Here is a 14,916-nt window from a genome sequence, read left to right as displayed (position 1 = left end):
GTTTATACTCCAGTTGCCAGTAATTTCATTCTTCACCTTTAATAACAGCCAGGGGTTTCAACTGGACAACCTTACGGGTAAGGCCGGCCACCACTAAGGTATCGATGACCTCTTCCACATCTTTATAGGCTTGAGGCGCTTCGTCCAGTATTTTCCCCAGCCTGTCCACATTTACTAAGGTATCTCCGATTTGGGCCTTCAACTCATCAGGTGAAATATTCCTCCTGGCCGCTGTGCGGGAAAGGATACGTCCTGCCCCATGGTTTACAGAGTAAAAGGTATCTCTAGCTTTCTCTGTTCCCACCACCACATAGGAGGGGTTACCCATACTGCCCGGTACCAGGACCGGGTTTCCTGTTCCCAGAAAACGGGGGGACAGGCCGGGATGTCCCGGCGGCAGGGCTTTCACCGCCCCCTTTCGGTGGACCAGGAGTTGCCGTCCATCATACTGTTCAAACTTGGCTATATTATGGCAGACATCATACACCAGTTTAAGCCCCAGCTCTTCCAGATTACTGTTAAAGACCTGGCAAAAAGCTTCCCGTACATCATAAGTAATCAACTGGCGGTTGGCAAAAGCGAAATTGGTAGCACTTGCCATAGCTTCATAATAATCCTGCCCTTCCGGCGAGTCAATAGGCACAGCCGCCAAACCTTTACTGGGCAGGCTAATCCCATACCTTTTGGCAGCTTTATACATAATCTCGGTATAATCGGTACAGACCTGGTGCCCCAATCCCCGGCTGCCGGTATGAATCAACACGGCAATGTTACCTTGACGCAATCCAAAATTGCGTGCTGTATGTTCATCATAAACCTGGGCCACATAAACAATCTCCATAAAGTGGTTCCCGCCGCCCAAAGTGGAAAGCTGGTCTCCCCGCTCTTTAGCCCTGGAACTTACTTTGTCGGGATTGGCCCCGGGCATACATCCCTCTTCTTCACAGCACATCAGGTCATCGGGGAGGCCATACCCTTTCTTCGCCAGGAAGGAAGCCCCTCCTTTAAGAACATCTTCCAGTTTAAACCCGGAATGCCGGCTTTTCTTTCCTACCCCTACAGGTATCCTTTTTTCTATTTCTTTTAGCAGGGTAGTTAAGTGCTTCTTATTTATCTCCGTATGGGGAATTTCTGTCATCAATAACCTGACGCCGCAATTGATATCCATTCCCACAGCCCCTGCCGAAATCACACCATCCTTTTCTGTGGCCATGATACCGCCAATGGGCAGACCAAATCCCGTATGGATATCAGGCATACCCACTACCCGCCGGTAAACACCGGGCAGGGAGGCCGCATCAGTTAACTGTTTGATGGCTTCATCCTCCAGATAAGGAAGAAGTTTTTCACTTAAATAAATATAGGCATCTACTTGCATAGGTTCTTTTCTGGAAATTAGATAACAATTTATTCCCGTTTTTCTAAGCTCCATCCTACCAACTCCTTCATAATTCCAGCCGGAAATTATCGTCAATGAGCAGGGCTTCCTGCTCTAATTTTATGTTCAGCTCCAGCATTAGAGAAATCAGGCTGTGGAAAACAGCATACTTGGGAGATTGACCAAGTTTCTCCAGCCTCTTTCTGTAGACGGGGTGCAAAGTTTCACCATAATCCTGGTAAGCCAGCAGGGTCTTCTCATCCATATAAAGGGGCTGTAAACCTGGGAGGACTTTTTCCTGTAACAGCTGGAAAATCCTTAAACCCCCCCAGTCCAGATCGCCCCAGTGATAAAACCTACCGGTCTTTTCTTCCTGGCGGAAAAAATCAGCAAGCATCGTCAAAAACTTACGCTTCCTGGGTCCGGGAAATCCTCCCAGGTAGATAAGCAGTAAGTCTGGAGGTAACCCTTTACGCACCAGGTGATGAAAATTTGTTTTATTCTCCACCAGCAGGACTTTCCCGGCAAGGACTTGTTGAATTTCCACATCGTTAAGCATCTGGGTATCGATGACCGCCCCAAAAGCCAGGGGAGTAAGATCTATCCTTTGCCCCCGTAAGTTTATAACCAGTGGGCCTGCAAGGAGGATTTCTTCAGAGGTTTTGACAATTCCCAACTCATAAAGGACATCTTCGTCACTAAGGTCAGGATCCCGCAGGTAATGGCTCCGGGCTATATTGACCAGATAGGAACGAACCTTCTGGCTAAAAAGCTTACTGTCCCCCAGGTACTTAAGACTGAAGACTCTTTCCAGCAGTTCTTCTTCACCTTTTTTCTCCAGGCCTTTAAGGGCTTTCAGGAGCAGTACCAAATCGGCCTTTTCCGCCGGAAGGGCAGGAGGAAAGACTAATCTTTCCCGTATTACCCCCTGGCAGTGATTTAAGAAATCCTGAAGCCAGGGCGCAACCATCTGTTCTTTATAGACCTGGATGCATTCATCTATTTCTGCCAGTTGGGCTCGTTTGGGAGTGCGCCCAATGAGCCGGTAGGCTTCTTCCACTTTCTCCAGGTTAAGGCTGACCCGCTTTAAAAGGTTATTCTTTTCTCCCCGCACCCACTCCACTTCCAGGATGCCTTTTTGCCGTAAGTCTTCTATTACCTGGTGGACAGCCTCTTTTACCTGGGGCTCTTCACCGGCAGCATAGGCGGGGAGAGAGTTTTTATCAAAGGTAAAGGTAAGACGGCGGTTGATTTTGGCTGTCCTCTGAAAATGGGCACTGTTTTCATATTTCGTCAGGAGCTGGCCTAAAATCATTTCCCGGTAATTCATTGCTTAAGCCCCCATTTCCATGATTTCTCTGGGGTCAAAGGCCTTGACAATGGTCTGGCGTTTCACCCTGGTTACGCAGAGATTGCGGTCCACCAGGGGAGCAATATCACCGATTTTTTCCGTAGGAGCGGAAAGAATCACCTGCAATCCCATGTCCCGGATAAGCCTGATGCTTTCCTGGATGCGCTGGTGATCCATCTTGCTGTAGGCTTCATCAAAGACAATGAGGCGCAGGGTATTGGACTCCTCATCCTTGACACGGTACAACTGCATAAAGGAAGCCAGCACAGCAATATAAAAGGGGGTCTGGGTTTCTCCCCCCGACTTTTTGGTAATGACCCGGGAGAGACGGGATTCCCTGCCTTCATCGTCAATGTTGACCAGGTCAAAATCCAGGTATGTCCGGTAATCCGTGAACTTCTCCAGGTTTTTGGCCAGTTCCTGCCGCTGGTCGGCCGTCAGCACCCCTTCACCCGTATCTACAATCTGCCGGAACAGTTCTTCCACCGTGTCCTTGTACTTTTCCTGAAAAGCATTGGAAAAGAGGGTAAAACCTTCTACCAGCATGTCGTCCATAATCATATCGTAAAAATGGCGGTATTCTGCCCGGGGCATAACCGTAAACTTGTATTTGTCCCGGCCGAAAAAGGTGTCCTTAATGGCTTTGTTCAGGTCCCCTATCTGCTCCCGGGCATTTTCAATATTGGCCCGGAGTTTGCTGACAAAATCCTCCTGGAACTGGGTCTGAGCCCTTTCCTTGGCCTCTCGGATTTTTTCCTTATAATCCAGTAAGAAAGTCTCCTTAAGACGCGTCAGTTCTTCCTCATAAGGGAAGTTTTCCCTTAAGGTTACGCTGAAAGAACCCTTGAAGTCCCTGTTATAATTAGTCCTTAGTTCCACAAGCCTGTCCCAGTGACCGTTACGCTTAGTTTCCGTTCCTTTCACCACAGGGGCGAAGGCCGCCAGGATGCTGGCAGGGTTTTTCCGGTTTTTCAGTTCCTGGTGAAAACGGGGTTCCCCCACCTCTTCCAGCCACTGGCTTTCATAATGTTGTTCCAGGTAGGCGTTTTGCTCTTCTAGTTCACTGGCTAATTCCGGGAGTTTTGCTTCCTTCATTTTTAGCTCAGCTTGGGTGGTACTCATCTCTCTAAAGCACAGCTTCTGGCTTTCCCGGAGTTTCTGAATCTGGGTTTCGCAGGCTTTGAACTTTTCCTCAAGTTTCACCAGATAAGAGAGGTCCAGAGCCCCCAGTTTTCGGATAACTTCTTCTAGTTTTTCTTCAACCTCGGGGCGTGAGGCCGCCTTTGCCTTAAGATTTAACAGGGTGGTAATGTCATTTTCCGTTAACAGGGGAGTATTTCTGACCTTATTGAGTTCTCTTACCCTGGGTTCCAGGCCCTTCGCCAGTTCCTTCACTTCCAGCAATTTTTGTTCTTTTTGCCGGATCAGTTCGGCAATAGCCTGCTTGCCGATATAAGGGGTTTCGAAACGCTGGGGATGCAGCTGACGGGCCACAAAATTATGATAGAGCATACAACTGGGCGTAATGGCGGTGCGGTGCTTCCGTAAATCCTCCAGTTTTTCGCATTTCATTACCCGACCTAAGAGAAAATCGGCATACGCCCGGGCCAGGGGATCGGCTGTCTCCACTTCCTCGGCCAGGCTTCCCGGTAAAGCTTTAGCCTTTTCTCCCATCACCTTCTCTATATCAACAAGGCCCAGGTCGTAAAAATGCCTGGTAAATTTGAGACTGTCGTAAATCTCCAGGGCTTCCTGAAAATACAGGGGTTCAATGAGCAGGTAAAATTTCTGAGTATGCAGGTAGCCCTCTACAGCCTTCTGCCATTTGGGGTCCCGGATTTCCAGCAAATCCGCGAAAATCCTTGGTTTGATGATCCTGTTGTGCCTGGTCGCCAACTCTTCCCCAATGGTATCACGGAGTTCCAGCAGGGAAGCGGGGTAGGGCTTGATGCCTTCTTTCAGGCCGTCAATTTCCCGGCTAAGTCTCTCCATCTCTTCCCGATATCCTTTTAGCTCTGTTTCTAAGCCCCAGTAGGCCTCATTGAGCCCATCTGCATATTGAACCAGGGCAGTTTTGAGCTCGTTAAGCTTAGCGAGATTCAGCAGCTGATAGGACTGACTGGAAGCTCTGTTCAGTAATTCCAGGGAACTCTTGAGGTCAGGAGGTGTTGGCCGCTCCGCACCATCGCTTGCGCGCAAATGGGTTTCACTCCAGCGGATGACCTCCCGCCAGCTGCGATAATGGCCTTCCAGGATGGCCGAAAGCTGCCCTTCCGCCCCTTTGAGTTCTTCCAGCAAGCGGGTACAATGCTCTTTTTCTTTAGAAAGCTCCTGCTGCTTCCGGTAAACATCGGATTGAATTTTTTCGGCATAAAGCCCGTCCCGCTCCGCCACCAGACTGGCTAAGGCTTTTTCCTGCCTCTCCAGTTCTTCCGAAAGGGAAGCTGTTTTAGCGCCCAGTTCTCTAATTTCTTGCTCAAGGTCGCGGATCTCCTGGAATTTTTTCTCCACCAGAGCCCGGTCCAGGAGGTATTTCTGAACCCGCAGGCGCTCTTCCTCTTCCCGGTAAGTTTGATACTGGACGGCTATACCCTCCAGGGCGTTAATGCGTTTCTCCACTTCGGCCAGTTCTTCTTCCAACTGCTTGTACTGGCGGATATTCTCCTGCATATCCGTAATGTCCACGGTATTTTGCACATCACAGACAAATTCGGTAATAAAACCTTTGATATCCATGATGGGTGAGAAGGGAACGGCTTTGCGGAAAAGCCGGTAAAATTTCTCGTTCAGGTGGCCGAGAATCCCCCGCATCACCTCCTGGTAATCCTTATTGCTTTCAAAGAATTGGTACTGTTTGGGGTAACTGTTGGAAAAATAAGCTTTCAGGCTTTTAATATTCATAGGGAGCTGCCCCTGGTAAAAGTGATGTTCCGGCAGGGGGCTTTTCAGGTGAAAAAATTGATGTTTATAGTCACCATCCTGGTAGGAATCAAAAACCACGCCCAGGCAGAAGGTCTTTCCTTCCCCAGTGTCCTTAAATTCCAGCACAAGATAACTGGAGAAATCTCCCTGGCGCAGGTAGATGGTATTGGTCTCTTCATCCTCGGCAATCTCTCCCCGCAGGTAACCCCGTAGGGTACGGGAAGACTTGTCATTGGCTGCTTTATTGAAATAATAACCTGAGGTATCCCCCAGCAAAACCAGTTGGAGAGCATCAATGATGGTGGATTTGCCGGCGCCGTTTTTTCCTGTCAAGAAGTTAATTTGTTTAAAATCAATGATTTCGTGGCGCAGGTAATGCCAGTTAATCAAGAGCATCTTCTGTAAGATCTTCATCGGCTTCCTCCTCCCCGGCCTCATCCCCGGATCCATCCTGCTTTAACCACTGGTAAAGGGCCGTGATCTTTTCATTGGTCACCAGTAAAAGAATAGAGGGATAAATGACCAGCCGGGTTTCGGGACTGGTCCAGCTCCCTTCGATCCTCTCGATAATGTTAAAGTTTCGCAACACAGACAAACTCTCTCTTAAAACAGTATCGGCAGGCTTTTTCTCAATGAGGCCTAAATGAAACATCTTTTCCACGATTTCCCCGATAGTAGTCAGGGCCTCTTTGCGCATGGAGAGTTTTTCCCGCTGTTCTTCGTAAATAAGGCGTAAAATATAAAGAAAATAAGTAACATGCTTGTTTAAACGGTGCCGGCTATAACCATAGCGGTTATAAAGGGCAATAACCCCCAGGTAGTTGTCCAGCTGTAATTCCCAGCCCGATACTTTGAGATAGTTTTTAAAGAGGGTATAATACCTTTCAATAAAACGGAAATCCTTATTAATGACAACTGTTTTGCTCTTTTGGTCTATTTCCTCTCTGACAATGAAAGTACACTGAAACAAGCGGTTCAGTACCTTCATAAACTGCTCTCTGTCCTTTTCACTGAGTTGTTCCCATTCATTTTGCCACATTGCGCAGATACTCCTTCTCTCTGGCGATGACTAGGTCGGGCAGCCGGTAACCGTTGACCCAAAGATAGCCCTCTTTAAACTCAATTCTGTAAGGCAGCCCTTTCTCATCGTGTTTGATAACGGCCAGCAGCAATTTCACAAAATCCTCGTCACCGGTCAATTCCAGCTCTCCGGCCGTAATTTTCAGCCTGTCTTCAAGCTGAGCCATGATAAACTCCAAAACCTTATGATGGGAATAGACCTGCTGCAGGCGTTTCCTGAATTCCCGGAATTCTGCTTCAATTTCCTGGGGCGATGCCTCCGAGACCTCTGGATCAGCCAGGGGCTGGTGCTCCCTTTGCCTGCGCGGTTCTGTATAGAGGGAGACATCATCGACAAATCCCCGGGAAAAGAGAGGTAACCCCCTGGTTAATTCTGCCGTAAAGCGTACATTTTCCTTTTTCAAAGCAGGGACGGCCCGAAGAATCTCCACCAGCTTGCCCCGCACATCCTGATCAGTATTTAAGTAATACTGCATCCTCTCCACGGAAGCCCTAGTGTAGGTAGCATTCTTCTTATCGATCTGGGCCAGGATCCCGTCCAGTCTTTCATATGTATCCATAACCTCCCCAATCATCCGGATCACCTGAGAACGGGCCTCAGCAACCTCAGGGTATTCTCCCCGTCTCACCGCCGTCTTGGCCAGCTCCTGGAGCAGCTGGGGATCCCGTAACCACTCCCGCAGGATACCCAGGATGCGCTGCTTAAAACGGGGTACGCTGTCGAAGGTCTTGAGGGGATGGTAAATCTTATCGGAAATGAGCAGACGGAACTTATCAAAGTGTTCAGCCAGGATTTCTTTAATTTCCACCTGTTCCTGGAGCCTTTGATGATACAGGCGGATGTTATCCAAAAGCTCCCGAAGGCTGGCCCACAAGAGCTGGGTAGCCTGGCAGGCATGCTTTAAAGCGTCATACATATACTCATCCCGTTCCTGCTGGGCCGTGCGCAGGCTGGAGTAAGTAGAATAGACAAAGCCGTTGTATTCCACGGTTTTGCCATGAAGGATATCGTAAAAAAGATTCAGGAGTTTGCTGGCATAACCGGGTATCACATAGAGTTCTTCAAAGGAGGAGGCATCGGGTTCAGCTTCCAACCAGCCCGTCTCCAGGAATTTGCGCAGCAAAAAATGGGCCCGGCCCGAAAGGTTAACCTCCTCCCCCAGGCTGTAGACATCCCCTTCTTCTTCTTGTAGTTCCAGCATCCTGTTCTCCATATTGGCCACTAAACGGGAGACCAGGTCCTGTTTCTTTAACCGCGTCTCCTGCCGGTAGTGACGGTGGAGTACCAATAAAGCCTCTACATAGATTTCCCTGTTGGGTGAAGCAAAGAGGGAAAAGAAATTATGGGGAAAAACTTCAAAAAATTTCATAACTGCGTCCTTTCGGATATTACTTAACTATATTCTACAGTTTTAATGGATTATTCGCAAAATCTTTCGTTTTTCTTTTAAGAAAACAGAAAACACCACAGTAATTTAATACTGGTGGCGTTTTGTTTGTTCTGTAAGCGGGGTACGGGCGGCGGGAAGGGGAAATCGCCAGTACTACCATCGCTTATTTAAGAGTTCCGTCATCACCGGCCATAATTCCTCTTTTTCAAAACCCCGGCGCCAGGCGGCAATCCCTGCCAAACGGTACTTTTTCATGAGCTCAATTCGCTTCTTTATGGAATGACTGTCTTCCAGCCACATTTTATAGGTGGCCTCTCCTTCTTTCACTTCCACGTAATTTTGACCGGAAGCTTCATCAAGGACGATTTGGCCCTTGTGTTCCTTAATCCATTTTTCCGCCTGCTCCATGGAAAGGGCCTGGGAGGACAGGTTTATTTTTCCCGTTTCATCTTTCTCCACTTTCCAGAGCCGGGTATAAAAGGGTACACCCAGTAAAACTTTGTCATTGGGTACTTCTTGCAAGAGTTCCTGCAAGCCTCTTTCCACCCAGGGGAGGGAAGCAACCGAACCCGCTACAGGACTGGAGCGGCCATGTTCATCGTAGGCCATTACCATCACATAATCCACTATTTCACCCAGGGCTTTACGGTCATAAAACAGGGACCAGTTCTCGCTCTTGGACTTAAATGTCACATCAATAGAAACTGTCCGTTCTTTTTCATGTAAAAGTGGGGTAAGTTCCCGCACAAACTGGACCAAGGCTTCCTTATCCTTGAGATACACGTTCTCAAAATCAAGATTGATGCCGTCCAGTTGGTACAGGTCTACGTAACTTAGCAGCTGTTTAATCACTTTAATTCTCAGATCGGTATCGTTAAGCATTTTATGGGTCAGTTCCGGATTAAAACTATTATCAAAAAGCCCCCAGACCTGCCGGCCATTCTGGTGAGCCCAGTCTACGAATTTCTTATCTCCGTTATTTCTGACCAGGCCCTCTTCCTGTAAATGAAACCAGGTGGGAGAGATAACCTGTAAGCCCGGTAATTTACCGATTTTATCGGGATTTACCGTCGTAGTATTGACAAATTCCCAGGCTAAAAAGATGGGCCTTCCCAAGGGATTCCACGGTTGATATATTTCTTTTTTTATTTCCCGGTTCACGATTTCCGTAAGTTTAACCTTTCTTTTCTCCAGGTAACCCATGAGTCCCTTTTCTGTTTCCAGCCAGTACCAACCATTATCCTCTTTAAGAATTGCGGCCTGGGTATCCCGGGTTATCTCCCCGGTCCACACAGACCTTTTGTCAGGTCTTGCCCTTAGTTTGGCTGTTTCTAAGACAACTCCCTGCTGGACAGGTTTTTTCAAATCATGGATGCTAACAATCTTTTCGTCTTCCCAGTTTTTAATCTCCAGGTCGTAATAATTTTGTATGGGGTCGGCGGGTAAGTAGATCTCGCCGTTAACGTTGATGACCGGATAAGTAAAGGAGTAGGGTTCCAGGTTTAACATCCCTTCCAGCTTACCCAGGGGAAAATGGTAGACGTTTTTGTTAGTTGTGATGATTACGTATTTTCTCTTTTCATCCCACTGAAGGGAAGGGTCAATATGCTCTTTAAAGAAAGTAAAGGGTAAATAGACTTGTCCCTCCCTGTATAAGGCATTCTCTTTAAATAGATTTCCCCGATAGTAAATTTGTGGTTGGCTGCCTGGATTTAAATTTCCCCGGAAAAATCCCGGCGAGAAGTACAGGAGGACTAATAAGGCCAAAACCAGTATGGCCACAAGGGGCCCCTTATCTTGAGTCTTAGGAACTCTCCGTAGTGGTGTACTCATTCATTAATTCCCCTTATCTTATACTCCTTTTTATCTTAGCAGTATTTTGGGGAATAGGGGACAACAAAATGATGGAAACGTTGTAAACCATGAAGAGAGGCGTATATTGCTTGACAAATTATGGTATACTTTCTTTAAGTAAGCAAAGCAAAGCAAAGGAGGTCATCCGGTGAAAAGCAGTGTCATTTCTTTAGTATTGGATAAACGCACAGAAGACGCCCCTGATGTCCAGGAGGTTTTAACCCGAAACGGCTGCCTCATCAGAGTACGTCTGGGGGTTCATGATGTCAAGGGTTGCTCCGATAATGGTCTTATCATCCTGGTGGTGGAAGGAGACGAAACAGAGATACAATCCTTCATTGACGATTTAAAGCAATTCCCCCGGGTGAGGGTTAATCATATGGACCTGTAGTTAAGTTAGTTGGTAGTTGATAGTTGGTAGAGAACAGTAAAATAACCTGCCGGGGGCAGGTTATTTTACATAGGGTAAGCGCTCCAGGACACCGATAATCTCCTCGGTGGCAGGGTTACCCTCCATGGCATATTGAATATTGCTTTCTTTGTCCACGATATAGACTGTCCTTTGAATGCTTGACCCGTTTGCGTTCAGAACATCATAGGCTTTGGCAGCCTCGCGGTCGGCATCCACCAAAAGAGGGAAGTTGAATTCATACTTATTGGCAAAATTAGTATGGGAGTTTAAACTACTTCATTCTATATATGATGAAAAAAATCCTTTTTATCCCTTGACAGTAATTTGAATATAGTTTAATATGTTATTAATAATTATTACTAATAACTAAAATATACCAAGGAGGTTATCTTTATGTCAAGTGAAAAAAACCTGAAAGCAGCCTTTGCAGGAGAATCTCAAGCTAACCGCAAGTACCTGGCCTTTGCCCAGAAAGCAGAAGAAGAAGGCCATAAGAGTATCGCTAAATTATTTAGGGCTACGGCAGAAGCTGAAACCCTCCATGCTTTAAGTCATCTGAAGGTGTTGGGAGAAATAAAAAGCACCAAGGAAAACCTGGAAGCAGCCAAGGCCGGTGAAACTTATGAATTTGAAGTCATGTACCCGGAGTTTTTAGAGGAAGCTAAAAAAGAAGGCCACCAGGCTGCCATCAGAACCTTCCATTTGGCCAATGAAGCAGAAAAAGTCCATGCCAAACTCTATGATAAGGCTCTCCAAGAATTAGACAAAGGCATTGAGCATGATTATTACTTATGCCCTGTCTGTGGCAATATTGAAGAAGATGAGGCACCTGAAAAGTGCAGCATCTGCGGCGTTCCCGCCAGCAAGTTCATTAAATATTAATCCATTACTGAATTTCAAATTAATAAAAGCCAGATCTCCTTAATTTAGGGGCTTTGGCTTTTATTTGTGCTCTATTAAATTATTCAGTTCCTGAAAATAGCTTTATAATATCAAGCAATAATTTCATGTTTTTCTTCGAATATGTATGTTTTTTATTAATTTATCTTTCTGTATTAAATAATACCCTAAAGGGATATGAATAAAAAGGGCCAGAAAAAAAGTAAGGAGCGCCTGCCAGCGTAAAAATATAATTAAATTCTTTTTATTAAAAAACCATTCCACCAGAGTACTGCCTAGAGAAAAAGCTAAAATAAAAAGAAAAGCCATTATAATACTATTGCGGGGAAGTAAATGGGCAAAAAGGATTTCAGCCACTCCCCAAGAAAGGATAATGAAGGTAGGCAGGTTAAAAAAGTCCCAAAGAGGTACTAAGTAATTAAAATACCATAGCTTTAAGATATGAACTGCTATAATCTGGATAACAACGGCAAGTAAAACTCCTGCTGTTAAACCAAAAAAAGTTAATGCGTAAATTCTCTCCCTTGGCACCAATATTAACATGCTCAAGGTAAGCAGGATAAAAAAGATTGGTCTTATTAAACTCTCAGCGGCCATTACCATTTATCCCCTTTCCCGTATCTACCTTGTTTTTACCACTACAATCTGTTGCGATAAACTATCACCTGCACGGTTGGTATAATTTAAGTATTCCCAGAGATAAAATTGTTATTGACTCTTTAAAGCATTTTATATAACATACATTGTGTGTGAAAAAATTAGATTGCTTTTAAAAGGGGAGTAGCTGGCGGTTTAACCCGCTGGTAAAGTCGTCATTACGGTCCGCGTGACCCGGCTTTACCTATGCAGAAGCAGAAGCAAGACCTTTATCTCTGACAATGCTTTAGAGATAGAGGTCTTTTTTAACACAATCCTCAATTTATCTCCATACTAAAAACTAAAGGAGGTTACAAAATGGTCTACATTCTTCTATTAGTAAGTTTAGCAATTATTCTTTTCAGCGCCGAAGTATTCACCAATGGCATCGAATGGCTGGGAAAAAAACTAAACCTTTCCGAAGGATGCGTGGGCAGCCTTTTGGCGGCGGTAGGTACGGCTCTCCCAGAGACAATGATTCCCGTTATCGCTATCCTCTTCGGCACCGGAGCAGAAGCCTCCCATATCGGTATTGGTGCTATCCTGGGAGCGCCTTTCATGCTATCAACTATTGCCATGGGATTAGCTGGGTTTGCTGCAATATGCTTTAAATGTCAGGGTAAGAAAAGAACTCATATGATGATTAATGAAGGCATTATGAGACGGGATTTATCCTTCTTCCTAATCGTTTACGCTGTGGCCCTGGCAGCGGCTTTCCTGCCCGGCGGCTTCATCAGAATAATTGTAGCTTTAGGACTGGTAGGCGCATACGTTTACTATGCCATGGAAACGCTGAAAGCCGGGGAATGCCAGGCTGACGCTGATTTACACCCTTTGATCATCGCTAAGAAAAACCCCAATCCGTCCCTGTCCTTAGTTCTCCTCCAGATCGGCCTCGCCCTGGGAGGTATTGTATACGGCGCTCATCTTTTTGTTGATGGGATCACTCACCTGGCTGTTGTTCTGGGTATTCCTGCTTTTGTTCTCTCCCTCATTATCGCTCCCATTGCTACCGAACTCCCTGAGAAATTTAACAGTATTATCTGGATCCGGCAGGGTAAAGATACTCTGGCTTTGGGCAACATCACCGGAGCCATGGTCTTTCAGAGCTCCATTGTCCCCGCCCTGGGAATTGCCTTGACTCCCTGGAAACTTTCTTTCCTGGCTTTAACCAGCGGTGTTCTGGCTCTGACAGCTGCCGGCATCGTCTATTATCTCCTGCGCAGCCAGGGTAAGATCAAACCAACCACTCTGGTCACCGTAGGTTCCCTGTACCTTGTGTTTATTGCTGCAGTAATCTACACAGGGGGCGGAACACACTAATTACGACTTTCCGTTTACCGACGTCCGATTTCCGACCTAGCAAGACATCGATGCCACTATAGGTGGCTCCATCAGATAACGCAACTAGAATAGGTATGACTAGAAACTAATAACTAGTAACTAGTAACTAAAAAAGCCGCCTCATGGGCGGCTTTTTTACTATTCAAGAATACCGGCGTATTTGCAGGTGATTTCGATGAGTTTAACCAGAGCCTTAACGGCGTAGCGGGCTCTTTCCTCAATGAGCTGGCCGTTGTCATCGCAAGTACCGAGGCCGGGTGAAATGTAGATGTTGGCGTCATAAGCAATAGTAGGAATAACACCCATTTGAGCCATACCGGTCTGGAAGATGTTGCTGCCGGCATACATATCTTCGATGGAGAAGATGGGAATACCCAAGCGTTCATTCTTCCAGGTTCCTTCATAGTTAACTTCCACAGCGGTGGAGTTGTAGGATTTGCTAATGATGATGCCTTCTTTGAGTTGGGGATCGATCTGGGCAAATTCTTCCACAACAACCTTGTAAAGATCATCAACAGGCTTGGTAAGAACTTCGGGCTTATCCTTGAGTACGCGGAGAGCAGCCAGGGCACCAACCAGAGCTTCCTTACCGGGGTCATTGGTAACGTAAGCGGCTTTACCGTAGGAAGCAGTCGTACCGTAACGATCACCATGCATACCCATAGCGCGGCGGATGGGTACCATAAACTCTTCTTTACCGATAATCAAACCGCAGAGAGGTGAACCAGTGGCTTTGTCCATACTGTAGATGATCACATCAGCACCGTTTTTCACGGGGTTAGTTCCTACGAAAGGTAAGCCCCAGGCGTTGTCGATAACATAAGGAACATTGTACTTATGAGCAACCTCTGCTACCATTTTCTGCAGCACGGGAGTACCGTTTTCGTCTTTTACCCCGTAACCATAGCCAGGTGTTTCATAGCCTAGGCTGGTGAAACCGGTGAGCATAGTGGCATGGCGCTCAGCCAGTTCTTCTAATTTAGCTTTGGAAGCCACAGGATCAACTTCTGTGAGAAGGGGTACAGGATGATACTTAATGCCGTGCACATCGTACTTTGCGCCAGCCAGAGGAGCTATAATAGTATCCAGATTGTTTTGACGCTTACCATAGAAACCTAATTCACCTGCTGTGGAACCTCTGTCAGCAAAGATATCCTTATAACGGGGCGGGAAGGGACGTCCATAGCCGCCCTGGTGGTGCAAGTGCTTTTCGTAGAGAGCTATGTAACGGGCTCTGTAGTTATCGCCACGACCCATAGCAGGAGGTGTAAAGAGGGTATCGAAGGTTACCCAGAGGCCAGCTTCACAGGTGTTTACAGGTGCTACATCATAGTCGTCGCCATAGACCTCTTTCACAAGACCTCTCATTTCCTCTACATAGGTGGCCAGGGGAACAACTTTCTTGGCTTCCACCTCGCCGGCATGAAGAATATCATCCCTGAGAGGAGCAGGACAGCCGGAAATGGCTCCAGTCAAACCGAACTTCCCTTTGAGTTCCGCAGGGATACCGATTTCTTCTGCGGCCTTTTTGGCTTCCGCATAAATATTGGGAATGTTGGCCTGCAGATGTTTGTACATTTGATACTTGAACTTAAATTTTGCCATGAAAAACAACTCCTTTTCTTGGTAATCTTTATTTATGTTAAAT

At 46.5% G+C, this 14,916-nt stretch carries 11 protein-coding genes and 1 pseudogene; 3 read left to right on the top strand and 9 right to left on the bottom strand.

Annotation, left to right across the window (positions count from 1 at the left end; all coding sequences use genetic code 11):
- Positions 1-25: 25 nt before the first annotated feature.
- The 6 genes from BR63_RS15820 to BR63_RS15795 all read right to left on the bottom strand — a co-directional run bounded on the left by BR63_RS15820 (position 26) and on the right by BR63_RS15795 (position 9,955).
- Positions 26-1,432, bottom strand: coding sequence for an RtcB family protein (locus tag BR63_RS15820; RefSeq protein WP_187142713.1), 1,407 nt, complete (start codon positions 1,430-1,432; stop codon positions 26-28).
- A gap of 13 nt (positions 1,433-1,445) precedes the next feature.
- On the bottom strand, positions 1,446-2,708 hold the full coding sequence (locus BR63_RS15815; RefSeq protein ID WP_034421853.1) for a Wadjet anti-phage system protein JetD domain-containing protein: 1,263 nt from the start codon (positions 2,706-2,708) through the stop codon (positions 1,446-1,448).
- Positions 2,709-2,711: 3 nt separating this feature from the next.
- A complete protein-coding gene (locus BR63_RS15810; protein ID WP_034421855.1) occupies positions 2,712-6,065 on the bottom strand; it encodes an ATP-binding protein in 3,354 nt (1,117 codons plus the stop codon).
- Positions 6,034-6,690 carry a DUF4194 domain-containing protein gene (locus BR63_RS15805; RefSeq protein WP_034421857.1) on the bottom strand — a complete coding sequence of 219 codons (657 nt, stop codon included), beginning with the start codon at positions 6,688-6,690 and terminating at the stop codon, positions 6,034-6,036. Before BR63_RS15805 ends, BR63_RS15810 begins: the two co-directional genes overlap by 32 nt.
- Positions 6,677-8,101 (bottom strand): Wadjet anti-phage system protein JetA family protein, encoded by a 1,425-nt coding sequence (locus tag BR63_RS15800; RefSeq protein ID WP_034421859.1) that lies wholly within the window; start codon positions 8,099-8,101, stop codon positions 6,677-6,679. Before BR63_RS15800 ends, BR63_RS15805 begins: the two co-directional genes overlap by 14 nt.
- Positions 8,102-8,275: 174 nt before the next feature.
- Complete coding sequence (locus tag BR63_RS15795; RefSeq protein WP_051965681.1) at positions 8,276-9,955, bottom strand: glycosyl hydrolase family 18 protein; 1,680 nt, start codon at positions 9,953-9,955, stop codon at positions 8,276-8,278.
- A 169-nt stretch (positions 9,956-10,124) separates the two neighbouring features.
- On the opposite strand from BR63_RS15795, the gene BR63_RS15790 reads away from it, so the two are divergent.
- Positions 10,125-10,367 carry a CPF_0552 family protein gene (locus tag BR63_RS15790; protein WP_034421861.1) on the top strand — a complete coding sequence of 81 codons (243 nt, stop codon included), beginning with the start codon at positions 10,125-10,127 and terminating at the stop codon, positions 10,365-10,367.
- Between the two features lie 60 nt (positions 10,368-10,427).
- Here BR63_RS15790 and BR63_RS19810 read toward each other — a convergent pair.
- Positions 10,428-10,646 (bottom strand): annotated as a pseudogene (locus tag BR63_RS19810) (redoxin domain-containing protein); the annotation flags it as partial.
- A 135-nt stretch (positions 10,647-10,781) separates the two neighbouring features.
- Between BR63_RS19810 and BR63_RS15780 the strand changes: the two are divergent.
- Entirely contained in the window at positions 10,782-11,270 is a 489-nt protein-coding gene (locus BR63_RS15780) for a rubrerythrin family protein (protein WP_034421862.1), read from the top strand.
- Positions 11,271-11,393: 123 nt separating this feature from the next.
- On the opposite strand, the gene BR63_RS15775 is transcribed toward BR63_RS15780, so the two are convergent.
- Entirely contained in the window at positions 11,394-11,885 is a 492-nt protein-coding gene (locus BR63_RS15775) for a hypothetical protein (RefSeq protein ID WP_034421864.1), read from the bottom strand.
- 357 nt (positions 11,886-12,242) lie between these two features.
- Between BR63_RS15775 and BR63_RS15770 the strand changes: the two genes are divergently transcribed.
- A complete protein-coding gene (locus tag BR63_RS15770) occupies positions 12,243-13,247 on the top strand; it encodes a sodium:calcium antiporter (protein WP_034421866.1) in 1,005 nt (334 codons plus the stop codon).
- 159 nt (positions 13,248-13,406) lie between these two features.
- Here the strand turns inward: BR63_RS15770 and BR63_RS15765 are convergent, their stop codons facing one another.
- Positions 13,407-14,873: a PLP-dependent transferase gene (locus BR63_RS15765; protein ID WP_034421867.1), complete on the bottom strand. Its 1,467-nt coding sequence runs from the start codon at positions 14,871-14,873 to the stop codon at positions 13,407-13,409.
- Between the last annotated feature and the right edge of the window lie 43 nt (positions 14,874-14,916).

This window comes from Thermanaerosceptrum fracticalcis, assembly GCF_000746025.2.
GTDB lineage: Bacteria > Bacillota > Peptococcia > DRI-13 > DRI-13 > Thermanaerosceptrum > Thermanaerosceptrum fracticalcis.
The sequence above is the reverse complement of the archived record's forward strand: the minus strand, read 5'-3'. Positions and strand labels throughout refer to the sequence as shown.